The 17464-nt window shown below is 68.7% G+C and carries 12 protein-coding genes; 4 read left to right on the top strand and 8 right to left on the bottom strand.

Annotated elements, in window-relative coordinates; all coding sequences use genetic code 11:
- Nucleotides 1-54 precede the first annotated feature (54 nt).
- The gene (locus ACIOTO_RS04740; RefSeq protein ID WP_400856814.1) at nt 55-1032 is read left to right on the top strand and encodes a carbohydrate ABC transporter permease; all 978 of its coding nucleotides are present in this window, start codon (nt 55-57) and stop codon (nt 1030-1032) included.
- Nucleotides 1029-1949, top strand: a complete 921-nt coding sequence (locus ACIOTO_RS04745) for a carbohydrate ABC transporter permease (protein WP_400856816.1) — start codon at nt 1029-1031, stop codon at nt 1947-1949. The genes ACIOTO_RS04740 and ACIOTO_RS04745 overlap by 4 nt, the downstream gene beginning before the upstream one ends.
- Nucleotides 1950-2454: 505 nt before the next feature.
- Here the strand turns inward: ACIOTO_RS04745 and ACIOTO_RS04750 are convergent.
- Together ACIOTO_RS04750 and ACIOTO_RS04755 are read right to left on the bottom strand one after the other, a co-directional pair.
- A complete protein-coding gene (locus ACIOTO_RS04750) occupies nt 2455-7638 on the bottom strand; it encodes an endo-alpha-N-acetylgalactosaminidase family protein (RefSeq protein WP_400856818.1) in 5184 nt (1727 codons plus the stop codon).
- A 299-nt stretch (nt 7639-7937) separates the two neighbouring features.
- Nucleotides 7938-9758 carry a beta-galactosidase family protein gene (locus ACIOTO_RS04755; protein ID WP_400856819.1) on the bottom strand — a complete coding sequence of 607 codons (1821 nt, stop codon included), beginning with the start codon at nt 9756-9758 and terminating at the stop codon, nt 7938-7940.
- A gap of 94 nt (nt 9759-9852) precedes the next feature.
- Between ACIOTO_RS04755 and ACIOTO_RS04760 the strand changes: the two genes are divergently transcribed.
- Nucleotides 9853-10887 carry a LacI family DNA-binding transcriptional regulator gene (locus ACIOTO_RS04760; RefSeq protein WP_400856821.1) on the top strand — a complete coding sequence of 345 codons (1035 nt, stop codon included), beginning with the start codon at nt 9853-9855 and terminating at the stop codon, nt 10885-10887.
- Nucleotides 10888-10896: 9 nt separating this feature from the next.
- Here the strand turns inward: ACIOTO_RS04760 and ACIOTO_RS04765 are convergent, their stop codons facing one another.
- The 5 genes from ACIOTO_RS04765 to purM all read right to left on the bottom strand — a co-directional run bounded on the left by ACIOTO_RS04765 (nt 10897) and on the right by purM (nt 16351).
- On the bottom strand, nt 10897-11052 hold the full coding sequence (locus ACIOTO_RS04765; protein WP_400856823.1) for a hypothetical protein: 156 nt from the start codon (nt 11050-11052) through the stop codon (nt 10897-10899).
- Nucleotides 11053-11537: 485 nt separating this feature from the next.
- Nucleotides 11538-12158 carry a hypothetical protein gene (locus ACIOTO_RS04770; RefSeq protein ID WP_400856826.1) on the bottom strand — a complete coding sequence of 207 codons (621 nt, stop codon included), beginning with the start codon at nt 12156-12158 and terminating at the stop codon, nt 11538-11540.
- 273 nt (nt 12159-12431) lie between these two features.
- Nucleotides 12432-13745 (bottom strand): CynX/NimT family MFS transporter, encoded by a 1314-nt coding sequence (locus ACIOTO_RS04775; RefSeq protein ID WP_105710749.1) that lies wholly within the window; start codon nt 13743-13745, stop codon nt 12432-12434.
- Complete coding sequence (purF, locus tag ACIOTO_RS04780) at nt 13742-15214, bottom strand: amidophosphoribosyltransferase (RefSeq protein ID WP_029263719.1); 1473 nt, start codon at nt 15212-15214, stop codon at nt 13742-13744. Before purF ends, ACIOTO_RS04775 begins: the two co-directional genes overlap by 4 nt.
- Before the next feature lie 6 nt (nt 15215-15220).
- Nucleotides 15221-16351: a phosphoribosylformylglycinamidine cyclo-ligase gene (gene purM / locus ACIOTO_RS04785; protein WP_400856828.1), complete on the bottom strand. Its 1131-nt coding sequence runs from the start codon at nt 16349-16351 to the stop codon at nt 15221-15223.
- A gap of 86 nt (nt 16352-16437) precedes the next feature.
- On the opposite strand from purM, the gene ACIOTO_RS04790 reads away from it, so the two are divergent.
- Complete coding sequence (locus ACIOTO_RS04790) at nt 16438-17043, top strand: hypothetical protein (protein ID WP_029263721.1); 606 nt, start codon at nt 16438-16440, stop codon at nt 17041-17043.
- Nucleotides 17044-17046: 3 nt separating this feature from the next.
- Here the strand turns inward: ACIOTO_RS04790 and ACIOTO_RS04795 are convergent, their stop codons facing one another.
- Nucleotides 17047-17358, bottom strand: coding sequence for a hypothetical protein (locus tag ACIOTO_RS04795; RefSeq protein ID WP_029263722.1), 312 nt, complete (start codon nt 17356-17358; stop codon nt 17047-17049).
- Between the last annotated feature and the right edge of the window lie 106 nt (nt 17359-17464).

Genomic DNA, 17464 nt, shown 5'->3' on the forward strand with positions numbered 1-17464 from the left:
AGTGCACGCGCAATCGTGCACTCCGCCGTCGTCTTGACATCGAGAGGCGACACCATGGTCACAGTGACCGAAACGCGAGATGCGGTGCCGACGCCGACACCGCGCATCCCCGCGGATCCCGCCCGCCGACGCCGGTTCGGGACCCGGCGCGAAGGCCTCACGGGATGGCTGTTCATGACGCCGTTCGCCGTGCTGTTCGTGCTCGTCTTCCTGGTGCCGATCATCGTGTCGATCCGATCGTCCTTCTTCGCGCAGGTGCCGGCGGGCGACGGACTCTACGGCGGCGGCGAGCTCGTCGACACGTTCGTCGGCATCGAGAACTTCGTCACCGCAGCGACCGACGGCGCGTTCTGGACCGGGATGGGACGGGTCATCCTCTACGCCGCCCTGCAGATCCCGGTGATGATCCTCGTCGCTCTCGGTCTGGCCCTGCTGCTGGACTCCTTCATCGTGCGCCGACCGGCCGCCTTCCGGCTCTCCTTCTTCCTCCCGTTCGCGGTGCCGGGGATCATCGCGGCGATGATGTGGCTCTACCTCTACACACCGGCCGTCTCCCCCTTCCTCCCCTACCTTCCGGAGGGCACGGACCTCATGGCGCCCGGGACGATCCTCTTCTCGATGGCGAACATGACCACGTGGACCTACACGGGCTACAACATGCTCATCTTCCTGTCAGCCCTGCAGGCGGTGCCGCGCGACCTGTACGAGGCGGCCCGCCTCGACGGGGCATCCGGATTCCAGATCTCGATGCGCATCAAGGTGCCGCTGGTGCGGGGAGCAGCCCTCCTCGCGGTGCTGCTGTCGATCATCGGCACGATCCAGCTGTTCAACGAGCCGGTGGTGCTGCAGGCCGCGAACTCGTGGATGGGCAAGGACTTCACCCCCATGATGCTCACCTACAACACGATGATGGGCGAGATCTCGCCGTCCGGCAGCGGCCCGGCGTCCGCCTACTCCCTGCTCATGGCTCTGATCGCGGGCGTGCTCGCGATCGTGTACGCGCTGCTGCAGCGCCGGAAGGGCGACGCATGACCACCACGCGCCTCATCACCACCGAGGCATCCCCGCGCCGACGCCCCCGCCGCGCGCCCGACGTGGATGCTCCGCCGCCCTCGATCGCGCCCACCCCGGTCGCCCGGGCGTTCGGCATCATCGCGCTGGTCGTCGCGACGCTGTACTTCCTGGTGCCGGTCTACTGGCTCATCGTCGCGTCGACCAAGAACAACGCCGACCTCACATCGACGTTCGGCTTCTGGTTCGCCGAGTGGAACCTCGACACGAACTACGACAGCCTGATGGGCTGGACCCAGGGGTTGTTCTGGCGCTGGGTCGGCAACTCCATGCTCTACTCCGTCAGCGCCGGAGTGATCGGCACGCTGTTCGCGGTGATGGCCGGTTACGCGATCGCGAAGTTCGCCTTCCCCGGCAAGCGCATCGCCGTGGGCGTCATCATGGCGGGGCTCCTGCTGCCGGTCGCTCTGCTGACCGTCCCGCTGTACATCGAGTTCCACGCCCTCGGACTGACCAACACGATCTGGGCGATCATCATCCCCTCGGCGGTGTCGCCGTTCGGCGTGTTCCTCGGCATGGTCTACGCACAGTCGTCCGTTCCGACCGAGCTGCTCGAGGCCGCCCGCATCGACGGCGCCGGCGAGGGCCGCATCTTCTTCACGATCGTGCTGCGGCTGCTCGGTCCGGCGATGGTGACGATCTTCCTGTTCATCTTCGTCGCCGCCTGGAACAACTTCCTGCTGCCGCTCATGATGATCTCGAGCCAGGATCTGAAGCCGGTGACACTCGGCCTCTACGGGATGGTCAGCTACTTCGCGCCCGACAAGGGAGCGGTCATGCTCGGTGCTCTGCTCGGCGTGATCCCGCTCATCCTGCTGTTCTTCTCCCTGCAGAAGTACTGGCGCTCCGGCCTCGCCGCCGGCGCTGTGAAGGGCTGATCCGCCCCCTCTCTCGTTCGCTCTCCTTCCCGCCTCCCGTCCGCCCTCAGCACCCCTGCTGAGGGCGGACTTCTGCGTGTGCACCCGCGGAAGCCTCGCGAGTGCACGGGTTGGTGCCGAGCGCACGGGCTGCTCACGCGCCAAGGCCGTGCACTCGAGGACAAGCCGTGCACTCGGCGAGATGACCCGCGGTGCGGTGTCTCTGGCGTCGCGGGGGCGGGGGCGGGTGTGGGTGCAGGGGCGACAGGTTCGCGAGTGCACGGGCGGTTCGCGAGTGCACGGGATCTTCGCGCGTCTACCCCGTGCGCTCGAGCGCACGCCGTGCACTCGAGCGGCACAGGGCAGAGGCGGGAGAGGCGGGAGGGGCGGGAGGGGGTGGGGTGGGCGGGCGGGGATGGGGGTGGGTGGGGTGGGAGGGGGTGGGAGGGGGTGGGGTGGGCGGGCGGGCGGGGGCAGCACGAACGGCCCGGAGGAGACTCCTCCGGGCCGTCGTGCGTCAGCGAGGTCAGCTCAGGCGGCGCCTCCGCAGCCAGAGGACCAGGCCGAGAGCGATCGCGGCCAGACCGACCGCAGCCGCCCCGGCCCACAGGGCTCCGTCGGCGCCGGTCGTCGCGAGGTCGCCGCCGCCGCCCGCCGCGTCGGCCGTGACCGCGAGGTCCGCCCGCGCCAGCTCGACGCCCTGGGCATCGGTCGCGACGAGAGCGTGCGCCCCCGCCGGTGTCGCCGCGGGAATCGTCACCGTGGCCACGGCGTCGCCCGCAGCCGACGTCGTCACCTCGCCGATGCGCACCGGCTCGGAGTGCAGCCAGAGCTGGACGAGCGCGTCGGGGTCGAAGCCGGTCAGCTGCACGGTCACGCTCGTTCCGGCCGCGACCGAGCCGATGGATGCCGTGATGCGCGCATCCTTCCCCGGCTTGGCCTTCTTGACCTTCAGCGCAGCGCTCGCGAGTTCCGCGCCGGCCGCATCCTGCACGATCACCCGGTGCTTCCCCACCGCGGCATCCGCCGGAATCAGCAGTCGGGTCGTCAAGGCGCCCGCCGCATCGACCTCGGCATCCGTCAGCTTCACGTCATCGAGCCAGACCGAGACCGTCGACCGCGGGGCGAAGCCCGTGAGTGCCATGCCGACCGTCTCGCCGGCCCGCACCGAGTCGGCGTCGAGTCCGAGCTTCGGATCCGTCACCGGGTTGCACTCGCTCAGGTCGTCCGTCGGCCGCGTCTCGGGGGTGTGCCCCTCCTGCGCGGCCGAGGTGCCGTACACGGCCATCTCGGCGACGGCGGCGAACTGCGTGCCCGAGATCGACGAGGTGGCGGTGACGCGGATGTAGCGGGCCGTGGTCTCCGCGAAGTCCACGTCCTGCCACTCGGCGACGTTCTTCCACTCCCCGGTCGCGACCGGAGTGTACGCCTGGCCGTCGGTCGACACCGCGACCTCGTAGCCCTTGATCGGACCGTTCTGGTTGGCCCCACGGCGCAGGTACGAGATGCCGTCGACCAGCTCCGCGTCACCGAGGTCGAACGTCAGCACGTGCGGGTACGACGTCGCGGCCGAACTCCACCGGCTGTGCCAGAACGAGCCGGCGTCGCCGTCGAGCATGTTCGCGGCCGCGCCGTCTTCCCCGGATGTCTCCTCGGAGTTCGCCGACGCGGTGATCTGCGCGTTGGGGATACGGGCCCGCGAGGACACCGACACCTCCTGGGTCGCGCTGACCGTGCGCACATCGCAGTCCGCGAGGTACGTCGCGGCGATCCCGATGCCGACGGTCGAACCGGCAGCATCCGCCGGCGCGGTCACGAGCCAGGTGGTCTGCACGCTGTCGCCGGCTGCGACCTCGTCGAACAGGTTCGTCGATTCGTCGGCGACCTCGACCACGTAGCCCTCCGGCACCTCGAGCTGCACGCCGATGTTCTCGACCGCGATGGGCTCGCTGTTGGTGAAGGTGGTGGTGAACGCGGTCTGGGCACCGGGGCTCAGGACGCCGGCTTCGCCGGACACGGTCGCACAGGGAGTGCCGCCGGTCGTGGGGCCGAGGTCGGTGACCGTGAAGTCGTCGAGCACGAAGTCCACGTCCGGTCCGCCGACGCGCTCGAGTCCCACCCAGGTGTAGTCGCCGCATCCGACGATCACGTCCTGCGAGAACTCGGCCGTCTCCAGCGCCTGCGTGATCCCGGTGCGGCTGAGCGTGGTCGAGGTGATCTTACCCCCGGCCACGGCATCCGTTCCGGTGAGCCAGCGGTACGCCCCGCTCGCGCCGACCTGGTAGTCGAAGCCGATGCGGTAGGAGTGCCCCGCCTGCAGCGGCACGAGGGTCGGGTCGGTGCGGTAGACGACCCCGTTGTTCTCGGAGTGCGACATGAGCGAGTGATCGCCCGTGAGCGTCGTGTCCACCGCGAGCCCGGCGAGGGGCCCCGCGTCGAACGGCTTGGCGGTGTTGCGCCAGTCGCTGCTCGCATACGGGTCATGTCGGCGGGAGATGCTCGTGCGCGGATCGTCGATGCCGTTGGCATCGCCCTTCACGAACGGGCCCCATCCGGCTTCGTTGCCCTCGAAGTCGTTCGAGTACACCGTGCCGGCCGCGAACGGCGCCGTGGTGTCGGCCGAGACGCGGGCGTTGTCGATGCGAACCTTCGCGTCACCCGCGACGGCACCGATCGAGACCGTGACCTCACCGGATGCCGGAGCCAGGAACGACGTCGAGCCGCGCTGATAGTACTGGCCTGCCTTGGAATCCGCGCGCATGTAGTTGTAGGTGGGCGAGAGGTTCCAGGAGCGGGTCACCGCACCGGATCCCGTGTCGACCGAGACGCTCACGTCACGGGTCGCGGTCGGGTCGATCTGCACCTGCGCGGAGAACGCGTACCGCTGGCCGGGGGTGAGCCCGGTCACGGTCTGCGAGATCGACGATGCGGATGCTCCGAGCACGGCGATGTTGTCGCCACGGGACTCGTTCTTCGCGTTGCCGAGGTCGGTGCGCTCGATCGTCACATCACCCTGCGGGTTCCAGGCATCGAGCGAACCGGAGTTGAACCCCGGGTCGTCGAGGCCGGCATCGTGATACTCGACGGCCGCCCGCTGCGCACCGCCCTGCGGCACCACGACGTAGGCCTTGCCCTTGTCGCCGTTGAGCGTCAGCTCACCGCCATCCGCATTGACCGTGCCGATCTTGACGCGTCCCTGGTCGCCGAGCTCGAACACGTCGAAGGCGGCGTTGCCGCGGAAGGCCTCGGTGAGCCCGAACGTCTTGTCTCCCCCGGAGGCCGAGTAGAAGTACATCTTGTCGGCATCGACCGGCGAGCCGGCATCCTCGTTCGACTCCAGCGACTGCCATGGCAGCAGGTACGAGTCGCCGCGCAGCACCGTGGCACCGTCCATCGTGATGACCCTGGTGGTTCCGTCCACGCGCACCGCGACGTCATCCGTCAGGGTCGCCTCGGCGCCCGCCTCGTAGGTGAGCAGGTCGAAGTGCTGCAGGAACTTGGTCGGCAGGCTCTGCTTCCAGATGTTGTCGACGAAGCCGTCCCAGTTGCGGTTGCCGACCCAGCCCTCGGCGTCGATCAGTCGCTGCTGGCCGAGCAGGGCGTCGTCGTTCCAGACGTCGGCCTGACCGTTCTGGATGAAGCGCACCATGGTGGAGTTGATGCCCTTGTTGTCCTTGCCGCCGTAAGCGAGGTCGTTCGGCCAGTGCGACCAGACCGTGCTGTCGACGAACTTGTCGCCCCACTCAGTCGCGACCTCGAGGTCCATGCCGTTCAGCTCGTCTGCGAGCTCTTCGGCAACCCAGCCGTTGGAGTAGTACACGTCGATGTAGACGCCGCTGAGGCCGGGGACCTCGTCGCGCAGCTGCTGGAAGCGGTCGAGCACCCGTCCGGTGCCCAGGTCGGTCTGCTGGTTGATGTAGTACGACTGGTCGAGCCAGTTCCAGCCCGGCTTATAGGGAGCGGCGCCGTCGAGGATCGCGGAGTCGAAGGCGTTCGCCTGCGGATAGATCTCGGTGGCGTTCACGTGCACGCTCATGTCGGCGTTGAGCTTCGCGCCTTCGTCGACGAGGTTGTTCAGGTCGGAGAGACCACCGGCACGCTCGTTGTAGTTCCCGCCGTAGTCGGTGTTCGCCGAGTCGTGGCCCTCGCTGCCGTAGCCCTTGTTGAGCACCCACTGGCCGAGGCCGTCGGTCTGGTTGGCGATGCGCTTGGTGTTGTCGAGCACCAGGTCGAAGTAGTTCGTCGCGCTGGAGGCGAAGTTGAACGGGATGCGGCTGACGACGCGTTCGGCGACGCGGTCGGCTCCGAGTCGCGGGGTGTCGACCTCGCGGTAGCGGATCGCGGCGTCCTGCCAGTCGACCGCCGAGTCGTCGTTGCGGTCGGCGGCGAAGAGCACCGTCACCCGGGGCAGCGCGAACGTCGTGACCCAATCGTCGACCGCCGTGGTCGGATGGATCAGCCAGGCGTTGGAGCCGATCTCGGCCGTGCGGCCTGCGGCCTCGGTCACGCGTGTGGTGAGGCGGGTGTTCCAGGAGGCGGTGCCTCCGGAGGCCTGGGTGGTCGCATTGGTGATCACGCTGCCCACGAGCGCGCCGTTGCCGAGGAACGCGAAGGCCGCGCCCTTCTGGCCGGTCGGCGTCGAGCCGTTCACCGCGATGTGCTCGTCGGCGTTCTTCGTGCTGTCGGGGCTGATCACGGTGCGGTCGAGGACCGATCCGGCATCTGACGCGCTGGCGGAGAGGAAGGCGTTGTCCGGCAGACCCAGGGTGTTGACAGCGGCCGAACCATCGACGCCGGTGACCTCGAACTCGACCGTTCCCGCATCGGTGACGCGGATGGTGCTGCGGACCGTGACGTCGATCCCGTCGAGCACCGACACATAGTCGACCCCGGATGCCGTCGCGGTGGCAGTGGTCACTGCGGCGTAGGCGGTGCCGTTGACCGCCCACTTCTCGGATGACGCGCGCTGTCCGCCGAACGTCTCGCCGCCGATGCGGTAGCCGGTGATCTGCGGGAAGGCCTTCGCCACGGTCGCGGTCGTCCCGCCCTGGGTGATCTCGATCGTCTCGCCCGCCGAGGGGTTCTCGGGGTCGGTGACGATCGGCGGAAGCTCCTCGTCCGAGAGGATCTCGATCTCGCCCGCACCCCCGCCCGTGGTTCCCTGTGCGTCGATCACGAGCAGGGCCACGTAGCGGCCGTCCTTCGCGGCATCGAGCGCGATGCGCTGCTTCTCGTCGTTCGCGGTCGGGGCGTGCAGGGTCGCGGTTGCGGCGGCAGACCCCCACCCGCCCTCCGCCGGCGAGGTCAGCGCGACGGCGGCATCGTCCGTCACGTAGACCTCGACCGTCTTCGCGGCGACGCTCTGCCCCCGCTTCACCGAGTAGTCGAGCGCCTTCACCGAGAGCGAACGCTGCAGGTCGACGGAGATCCAGTGCGGGAACGGCGCGTTGACGGAGTACCGGGAGGTCCACTGCGTGCCGAAGTCACCGTCGAACGCGCCGAGCGCGGTGCCGTCGAGTGACGGCGGCGCCGGATACGGATCGGATTCGCTCGACACCGCGTGCAGGCGATAGTCGGACTTGGGCACGGGGATGAGGTCGGCGGCCTGTGCGGAGGGCGCCTGGGCGAACACACCGCCGAATGCGAGCGCCGTCGCCAGCAGCGAGCTGACGGCAACGGCGGTGCGGGGCGGTCGGGAAGGTTTCGACACGTCTTGCCTCTCGAGCGGAGCGACACTCGGGAGAACAGACGCCCCGATGCGTCGCAGATGGATGCCATCGATTCGCATCGATGTTTGCGCTATCACTCTAGAGGCGCGAATCCCGGCGAATCAAGCATTCAGATGTAGCGAGCGCAAACATTGGCCGAAAGTCACTCACGCGCCCGCTCCCGACTTACCCGCGAGTGCACGGGTTGCTCGCGAGCGCACGGGTTACGCGCGGCAACAAGCCGTGCACTCGACAACAAGCCGTGCACTCGGCACTGCGAGCGCGAGTACGAGAGCGAGGCTCAGGAGCCGATGAACTCCTCGGTCTCGCCGAAGGAGGGCTCCTCGCGGATCTCGACCGTCGCACCGAGGCCGTCGGTGTCGAGCACCACGATCTCGTTGCGTCCGACGCGCCACAGGGGCGCGGGCGCATAGAGCGTCTCCTGCGGACCCACCTTCCAGTACCGGCCGAGGAGGAATCCGTTCAACCAGACCATCCCCTTCGATCCGCCGGGGAAGGCCAGCCACGCGTCGAGAGGCTCGGCGATGTCGAAGGAGGCCACGGCCACACCGTCGGACGCACCGGCATCCGTCTGCGCAACAGAGGCCGGAGCCTCCTGCGGGACGAGGCGATGAGTCCAGCCGTTGACCAGGCGGCGACCGATCATCACGCCGCGCATGATGCCCTTGCCCTCGCCGGTGTACGGCCCGTAGTTGATGCGTCCGAGACTCTCGACGACGATCGTCAGGCTTCCCGACCCCCCGACGCCGGGAAGCGCCAGCGACGTCTCGCCGTCACGCTCGAGGACCCCGAGCGGTCGACGGTCGAGGAAGACCACGGCACGGTCGTGGAGCCCGTCGATCGTGAGCGTCGCATCGGCGGGGTACGACACTTCGGCCTCGTAGGCGACGAGACCGTCCTCGGCGCCGAGCTCCTCGAACGTGCGCGGTCGCGGCGCGACGCCCCCGGTCACCGGAAGGCTCGCGACGAGGTCGAGCAGCGACGCACGCGGATGCAGGGCGGCAGACGCCGCAGCCTGTCGACGCGGCGGGGCGGGAATCGGAGGCAGCTCGCCCGCATGGAACGGCGCGAACAGGGCGCGCAGGGCGTGGAACTTCTCGTTGAGAGTGCCGTCCTCGCCGATCGGCGCATCCGAGTCGTAGCTCGTCACGGTCGGCTGCAGCACCCGGTCGTGATTCGCACCGTTCCAGAGCCCGAAGTTCGTGCCGCCGTGAGCCATGTAGAGACTGACCGATCCGCCGGCGGCCAGGAGCTCGTCGACGGTCCCACCGGCGCTGGCGGCGGATCGCACATGGTGCCGCTCGCCCCAGTGGTCGAACCATCCGCCCCACAGCTCGCTGCACATGAGCGCGTCGCCACCGCGTCGCAGCTCCACGGCCGTGGCGACACCCGTGCCGAAGGTGAAGGTCGCCATCGCTCCCGGCACGCTGCCGTGCTCGATCATGTCGCCCGTGATGCCGTCGGCCGTCGTGAGCATCTCGATCAGTCCGCGACGGCGGAGCCCGTCACGCAGGTGGGCGAGGTAGGCGGCATCGCTACCGAAGGACCCGTACTCGTTCTCGACCTGGATGGCGACGATCGGTCCGCCCTGTGAGGCCTGGAGGGGGACGAGCCGCGGGATGAGCTCGTCGTACCAGGCGTCGACCGCGGCGAGGAACTCGGGGTCGCTGGTGCGCAACGCCGCGACGCGCCCCGACAGCCAGAACGGGATGCCGCCGTTGGACCACTCCGCACAGATGTATGGGCTGGGCCGCAGGAACACGTCGAGACCGACCTCGCCCGCGAGGCGGATGAAGCGCTCGATGTCCCGCCAGCCGTCGAAGCGGATGTCGCCCTCTGCACGCTCGTGGAAGTTCCAGGCGACGTACGTGTCGACGGTGTTCGCGCCCATCGCCGCCAGTCGCCGGAGCCGGTCCTCCCACTGGTCCGGATGCACGCGGAAGTAGTGGATCGAACCGGCGAGGATGCGGTGCGAGACACCCGCGCGGAGAATCTCCCCGTCTCGCCAGGTCAGGGTGGGCGCGTCGATCGGCGACGCGGCGTCCGGGGCGTCGACGGCAGCGGAAGAGCCGTCGAGAGCCGAGGCGAGAAGGTCAGGCATAGCGCTCCAAGCACGAGTGTTTGCGTTCACATTATCGCATCACCACGGCCACCGCCTCCTGATATTCCGCCGATTGATCGCTACCATTGGTCACATGTCACCACGCCGCCCCAAAGACGACCGCGCGCCCAGCCAGGTCGATGTCGCCCAGCTGGCCGGCGTCTCGACGCAGACCGTCTCGCGCGTCATGTCCGGACAGGACACCGTCCGCCCCGACACCGCCCGGCGAGTGATGGCCGCGGTCGAAGAGCTCGGATACCGCGTGCACGCCGCCGCCGCTTCCCTCGCCTCCGGCCGCACACGCGTGCTCGGCGTGATCGTGGTCTCGACCGACCGCTACTCGTCCGCAGCTCTCGGCGTCGGCATCCAGCAGGCGGCCGCGGCGAACGGATACACCGTGACCACGGCGGCGGTCGCCGATCATGCTTCTGCCGAGTCCTTCCTGGAGGCCTTCGATCGGCTCGAACGTCAGGGCGCCGAAGGCATCATCCTCGGCGTGCCGGTCGAACTCGACAGCCCCGCGATGCGGGCCCGCACCGAGCGCACCCCCGCCACCCGCAGTGAGCGCACCTCACTCGACGAGGACGCCCCGCTCGCCGTGGACCAGCGCGCGATCGCCCGTCTCGCCGTGGAGCATCTCCTCGACCTCGGACACTCGACCGTCTGGCACGTGTCGGGCGACGACTACTGGACCGAGACTCAGCAGCGCAGCGAGGCCTGGGAGCAGACGCTGCGCGATCGCGGCATCGCGCCGCCGCCCGTCATCCCCGCCGACTGGACGCCCGAGTCGGGCTACCGCGCCGGCCGCACGATCGCGGCGATCCCCGAGGTCACCGCGGTGTTCGTCAGCAGTGACGAGATGGCCTTCGGTCTGATCCGGGCTTTGCACGAGGCCGGCCGCAGCGTGCCCGACGACGTCTCCGTGGTGAGCGTCGACGACATCGCCCTGGCGGCTTACGCCTCGCCCGCGCTCACGACCGTCCGCCAGCCGTTCGAGGCGATGGGGCGGGCGGCCGCTCTCCGCGTCATCGCCCAGATCGAGGGGCACGAGGCCGTCGGCGAGGTGCCGTCGACCGATCCTCAGCTCATCGTGCGCTCGTCCACCGCACCTCCGCGCTCGGCCCGCTGACCCCGCAGGTCACCAGCGTCCGTGCCGGCGCTCCCACTCGTCCTCGACCGTACGGCGACGCCCGGCGACGATGCCCGCGGGAATCGTCGGCATCCACGCGAACGAGACATAGGCCATGGTCGACGAGGTCCCGAAAACGACCGCGAGCGCCCAGGCAAGCGGCAACCGCCACAGACGAGCGAAGTGACGCCGGCGGTCGCCACCGCATCCTGGAAGTCGTCGACTCCGTCGGTGGGATCGGGGAAGAGCTGGAGACGGCCTGACCGCCCGATCTGTTCCGAACGCGCTACGACGCAGGTGCCACCTGGCGATCACCCTCTTTGGAGACCCCTTGGAGCAAAAAGCACCAAGGGGTCTCCTGAATCCTGAGGACGCAGAGTGCGGCGGCGGGCAGCGGCCGAGCTCACCGTTGTCGCCGTGCGTGCCCATCTCGCGGGGATGCCCCTCGAGGGGGCCAGAGTTTCTGGCGCAACCGGGGGAACAAGAGGGCGACAGCGACCAGGATCGACACTACGGCGTACATCAGGAAGATCGGGTTCTGGTCGGACAGGTACTGATACACCACGAAGTTCATGGCCGCACTCACCATCGCCAGTGCGATCAAGACACACCGGATCGTCTGGGCGGCCGATTCCCTCACTGCCATTCGTTCATCCTCCCGCGAGTATGCATCCAGCGCCCGCCCCATACAGGGCACCGACGACACCGCCTGCCATGGTTCCCCAGAATGGAATAACGCTTCCCGCGGCCGCGGCCGCCCCTGCACCGGGCAACAGCCCCGCGAGCGCCCCTGCCGCGCACTTGCTGAGGTCTGGATCTGCTGTGATCACGTAGTCGTAACTCCCTGATGTGTGCTCGACGACCTGGGTGACGACGTTCCCCTTCACAGTGAAGTGGGTAGGCACGGTCGTCCCGGCTGCATCGTGAGCCCATGGCTTCGCGATCGTCCCCACCAGCACGACCTGGTCCCCGTCCTTGACATCAATCAGGGCAAGAGAGCCGTCATCGCGAGGAAGCACGAGATCCGCACCCGTGACGCGGAACTGATACTCCGTCGGCGCGTCTGATCCCTCAATAGTGATGAGTACCCGTTCTCCGGATGGTTTGCCTTCCGTCGCGAGACTATATCCCTCGTTTTCTGATGTCATCGATTCGATCGACACCGCAGGATCGTCTACGGTCTCTGTAGCATTGGCGGCCGGCGCTGCGGCTAGCATCGCGACAACCGCGATCACGCTAATCGTCCCGGCCTTCTGAGTGAGCCTGTTCATTTCTATCCACGCTTTCCATCGCTACATCCGAATCCCCACTCACCGCCAGTGTCTAACCTTTTACGTTCTATTACAAGAACTGGATGGTCACTGGCGTGGCTCAGCTTAGGGATGCCTTCGGCGTCAACAGCCTGCAGCGATCACCGGCGTTTTAACCGCGGCCGCGGTGTGGCTGTTCGTCCTCGTTGGCGTGCTCCAGCTCGTTTTGCCGGGCGCTGAAGAATGGCGCCCTCTTGAAGAGGTGGGCGCGAGCCAGACCCGAGAAGCAGGCGCTCACCAGCGTCCGTGGCGGCGCTCCCACTCGTCCTCGACCGTGCGGCGCCGCCCGGCGACGATGCCCGCGGGGATCGCGACGATCAGCACACCGGCGATCACGAGCAACGGGATCTGCCAGCCGGCGGTCGTCTCGTGGAGCAGCCCGATCAGCAGCGGGAAGGTGGCGGCGATTGCGTAGCCGATGCTCTGCACGAAACCGCTCAGCGCGACGGCACTCTCCGAGGTGCGGGCACGGATGCTCAGCAGCACGAGGCTCAGCGGGAACATGATGGCCGTGAGCCCGAAGATGCTCACCCAGAGCGGCAGCGCGACCGTCGGGAACAGCAGGAGACCGGTGAGCCCCACCAGACCGCCGATGACGGCGACGAAGAAGAGTGGGCGCGTGGCCTGGAAGCGGACGACGAGGATCGGCACCAGCAGGGAGCAGGGCAGGCCGATCAGCGCGAACAGGGACAGCAGGAACCCGGCGGTCGCCGGGGTCACCCCGCCGATGTCGACCAGCATGGTCGGCATCCAGGCGAACGAGACATAGGCCATGGTCGACGAGGCGCCGAAGACGACCGCGAGCGCCCAGGCGAGCGGCAGTCGCCACAGGCGAGCGAAGTGACGCCGGTTCGCCGGCTGGGAGGAGATCGGGCCGGTCGCGGTCGCCACCGCATCCTGGAAGTCGTCGACTCCGTCGGTGGGGTCGGGGACGAGAAGCTCGGTCTTCACCGGCTCGTCGCGGCGCGACCCGTTCTTGAGCAGCAGCGCGACCCACGGCACGAGCGCGATCCCCGCGACGATGCCCCACATCCCCAGCGACACCCGCCAGCCGAGGGTGTCGGCAACCGGAACGGCCGCCAGCGGGGGCAGGAACGTCGACACCGCCAACGTGGTCGAGTAGATCGTCATCACGATCCCGAGCCGATCCGGGAAGTACTTCTTCACCAGCGGCGGCAGGAGCACATTGCCCGAACCGACGCCCGCGAACACGACCACCGTCGCTGCGAGCAGGCTCGTCGAATCCACCGCGAACCCGCGCAGCAGCATGCCCAGCGCCATCAGCGTGATCGCGGCGACCGCCATCCGCTCCAGACCGAATCGCCGCTCGAGCAGCGGGGTCAGCAGCCCGAAGAGCGCGAAGCACACGGGCGGGGCGGCGCCGATCAGACCGACGACCGCAGTCGGCACCGGGAAGTCGGCGGCGACATGATCGATCACCGGCGACAGGGAGGCGACCGCCGACCGCAGCGAGAACGCCACGAGGACGATCCCCACCAGAGCGAGAGCCCGACCGTGCCACAACGGTCGTGCACTCGGCATCGTCATGAGGTCTGTGACCCCTCCACCCACGCGAGGTATTCGTCCGAGACCGTGCCCGTCACATAGCGGCCGTCGAAGCAGCTCATGTCGAGGTCGGTGAGGACGGAGCCCTCGATGATCGCGGCCTTGAGGTCTTCGACCTCCTGATAGACGAGGTGATCGCAGCCGAGTTCGGTCGCGATCTCGGGGATCGTGCGCCCGTGGGCGATGAGCTCGTGACGCGAGGGCATGTTGATGCCGTAGACATGCGGATGCCGCACCGGCGGAGCCGCGGAGGCGAAGGTCACCGAGGCGGCGCCGGCATCCCGCGCCATCTGGATGATCTCCTTGGAGGTCGTCCCCCGCACGATCGAGTCGTCGATCAGCAGCACGTTCTTGCCCTGGAACTCGGTCGACATCGCGTTGAGCTTCTGGCGCACGCTCTTCTTGCGCACCGCCTGCCCCGGCATGATGAAGGTGCGACCGACGTAGCGGTTCTTGTAGAAGCCCTCGCGGTACTCGATGCCGAGCTTGCGCGCGACCTCCATCGCGGCGGGCCGCGAGGAGTCGGGGATCGGCATGACGACGTCGATCTTGTCCATCGGCACGTGCTTGGCGATCGTGTCGGCGAGGCGGTCGCCCATGCGCAGACGCGACTCGTACACCGAGATGCCGTTCATGACCGAGTCGGGACGCGCGAGGTAGACGTACTCGAAGGCGCAGGGCGCGAGCGTCGCGGCCGTGGCGCACTGCTGGGAGAACAGCTCGCCGTCGTTGGTGATGAAGACAGCCTCGCCGGGCTCGACCTCGCGGACGACCTCGTAGTCGCCGTTCTCGAGCACGAGCGACTCGCTGGCGACGACCCACTCGTCCTTGCCCTCCGCACCGGGGACCGTCGAGGGACGACGCCCCAGGATCAGCGGACGGATGCCGAACGGGTCACGGAATGCGAGCAGCCCGTATCCGGCGATCACGGCGATCACGGCGTAGGCGCCTTCGATGCGCTCGTGCGTGCGGGCGACGGCCTCGAACACCCGCTCGGCGTCGAGGTCGACCGTCGACGTCGTGTTCTGCAGCTCGCCGGCGAGCACGTTGAGCAACAGCTCGGTGTCGCTCGACGAGTTGAGGTGACGGCGGTCGCGCTTGGCCATGTCGGCCGTGAGCTCACGCGTGTTCGTGAGGTTGCCGTTGTGGATGAGGATGATGCCGTACGGCGCGTTCACGTAGAACGGCTGCATCTCCTCTTCGTTCGATGCCGTGCCCTTGGTCGCGTAGCGCACGTGGCCGAGGCCGACGTTGCCGAGCAGCGCCCGCATGTCACGGGTGCGGAACGCCTCGCGGACCATGCCCTGCGCCTTGGCGTTGTGCATCACGCCGTTCGCCTCGGCGGTGGCGATGCCCGTCGCATCCTGGCCGCGGTGCTGCAGCAGCAGGAGTGCGTCGTAGATGTCCTGATTGACCGGGGCAGAGCCCACCATTCCGACGATGCCGCACATGGGCTCTTACTTCGCTCCGTCCGCGTAGGCGCCGACCAGGCGCACTGCTCCACCGTCGACGCCCTTGGCGCCTTGCTCGAATTCGCCGGCCGGACGCGGGCCGAAGCCGACGGTCCCGACCTGCCACGAGGGCATGCCCTCGGCGTTCAGCGCCGCGATCGCGGCATCCTTCTTGTCTGCGGCCACCACGGCGAGGAAGCCGATGCCGAGGTTCCAGGTGCCCTCCGCGGACTCCAGCGTGGAGCCGGCGATGTCGCTGAGCACCCGGAAGACGGGGCTCGGCGACCAACTGCTGCGGTCGACCTCGGCCCAGCTGCCCTGCGGGAGCACGCGCGCGAGGTTCGCCGCGATGCCGCCGCCGGTGACGTGGCTGAGGGCGTGGACGCCTCCGGTCCCGGCAGAAGCGCCGAGCTGCTCGATGAGACGCAGCAGGGGAAGAGTGTAGAGGCGGGTCGGCTCGAGCAGAGCCTCGCCCCAGGTGGTGCCGAAGTCGGCGGCGTTGTCGCCGTAGCCGATACCGGCACGCGTGACGATGTGGCGGACGAGCGAGTAGCCGTTGGAGTGCAGTCCGCTGGAGGCGACCGCGATCACGGCGTCACCATCCTGCACGCGATCCGCGCCGAGGATGGCATCAGCCTCGACCACGCCGGTGGCCGCGCCCGCGACGTCGTAGTCGCGCGGGCCGAGCAGTCCGGGGTGCTCTGCGGTCTCGCCGCCGACCAGCGCGGTGCCGGTGGCCGAGCACGCTTCGGCGATGCCGCGCACGATGTCGGCGATGCGCTCGGGAACGACCTTGCCGCAGGCGATGTAGTCGGTCATGAAGAGCGGCTTCGCGCCCACCACGACGATGTCGTCGACCACCATGCCGACCAGGTCTTGCCCGATCGTGTCGTGCTTGTCGATCGCCTGCGCGATCGCGACCTTCGTGCCGACGCCGTCGGTGCTGGTCGCGAGCAGCGGGCGACGGAAGTCGCGCAGCGCGCTGGCGTCGAACAGGCCGGCGAACCCGCCGACACCGCCGAGCACTTCGGGGCCGTGCGTCGCGCGCACAGAAGACTTCATCAGCTCGACGGCGAGATCACCTGCAGCGGTGTCGACGCCGGCTTCGGAATAGGGATTGGTGGGGGAGGCAGCCACGCCCCCAGCCTACCGCCCACAGGCGGTCCGACTCTCCGCGAGAGACGACCTCGGATCCGGACGCTCTCCCCGCCTACGATGGGGCCATGGCCGACAAGCCGCAGTGGCTCATCCGCGAAGACGCGAGCGTTCCGGTGCTCGTCGCGCTCGCGCTGCGCCAGCAGCTCGGGATCCGAGCGCCGGAGGACCTTCCCGCCCTCCGCGATCTCGCCGTGCGCGCGCCGGACGCGACCGATGCCTCGCCCGCGGTGGAGGAGCAGTGGCGGAGCTACTGGGACATGACGGTCGAACCGCGCGCACATCCCTCGGACGTGCCGCTCGAACTCATCGACGGGTTCGACACCCTCGTGGCCCTGCCCGCCACCGGCGCGGAGGAGCTCGCCACGGCCATCGCCCCGCAGGCGACATCCGCTCTCCTCTACGCGCACGCCGCGCACGACCGGTATGTGAGCTCGATGAAGAGCCACACCGGAGGCGACGCCTACCGCGCCTATGCGAGCGCGATCGCGGAATTCGAGCGCGAGGTCGGCCGTCGCGCGCACTCGTTCGAGCTGAACGTGCAGGTGCTGCCGCTGTCGCAGCGCGGCATCTGGTGGATCGGAGACCTCACGGTCGCGGTGACCGACGGTCTGCGCCGCGACGTGGTGGCCTTCGACACCGCCATCCGCCCCGTGATCGCCGAGCTGGCGTAGCTCTCAGTCCTCGACGACGGTTTCGCGGTCGACCTGCACGACGCGGTCGTGCCGACGGGCGATGCGCTCCATCACGAGGCCCGTGACGCCACCCAGGGCGATGCCGATCGGCACGGTCCACAGCAGCAGGAAGCCGAAGACCTGCCCCGGCGGGTAGACGATGTCGAGGGCCTGCGACTCATCGAAGCTGCCCGTCCAGGTGAGGATGCCGGCGGCGATGATGCCCAGCACGACGCCGATGCCCATGAGCACGCCGTACCGCGGCACACGGCGCACGGTCGCTTCGACGGTCTGGTGGGAGTCGGTGGGGGCCATACCTCCATTGTCCCACCGTCGGCGGATGGCGGGAACCGGGGTGCCGGACGGCAGAGAACGGCCCTCCCCGCGTCCGCCGCGGGGAGGGCCGTTCCGTCTTCTGCCT

The organism is Microbacterium sp. NPDC087592 (assembly GCF_044743585.1).
Lineage (GTDB): Bacteria > Actinomycetota > Actinomycetes > Actinomycetales > Microbacteriaceae > Microbacterium.

Bases quoted from the DNA above. Each gene is read 5' to 3' on its own strand.
- ACIOTO_RS04760 (WP_400856821.1), top strand. From the start codon at position 9,853: ATGTCACCACGCCGCCCCAAAGACGACCGCGCGCCCAGCCAGGTCGAT.
- ACIOTO_RS04770 (WP_400856826.1), bottom strand. From the start codon at position 12,158: ATGAACAGGCTCACTCAGAAGGCCGGGACGATTAGCGTGATCGCGGTT.
- ACIOTO_RS04795 (WP_029263722.1), bottom strand. From the start codon at position 17,358: ATGGCCCCCACCGACTCCCACCAGACCGTCGAAGCGACCGTGCGCCGT.
- ACIOTO_RS04745 (WP_400856816.1), top strand. From the start codon at position 1,029: ATGACCACCACGCGCCTCATCACCACCGAGGCATCCCCGCGCCGACGC.
- purF (WP_029263719.1), bottom strand. From the start codon at position 15,214: ATGTGCGGCATCGTCGGAATGGTGGGCTCTGCCCCGGTCAATCAGGAC.
- ACIOTO_RS04775 (WP_105710749.1), bottom strand. From the start codon at position 13,745: ATGACGATGCCGAGTGCACGACCGTTGTGGCACGGTCGGGCTCTCGCT.
- ACIOTO_RS04755 (WP_400856819.1), bottom strand. From the start codon at position 9,758: ATGCCTGACCTTCTCGCCTCGGCTCTCGACGGCTCTTCCGCTGCCGTC.
- ACIOTO_RS04790 (WP_029263721.1), top strand. From the start codon at position 16,438: ATGGCCGACAAGCCGCAGTGGCTCATCCGCGAAGACGCGAGCGTTCCG.
- ACIOTO_RS04740 (WP_400856814.1), top strand. From the start codon at position 55: ATGGTCACAGTGACCGAAACGCGAGATGCGGTGCCGACGCCGACACCG.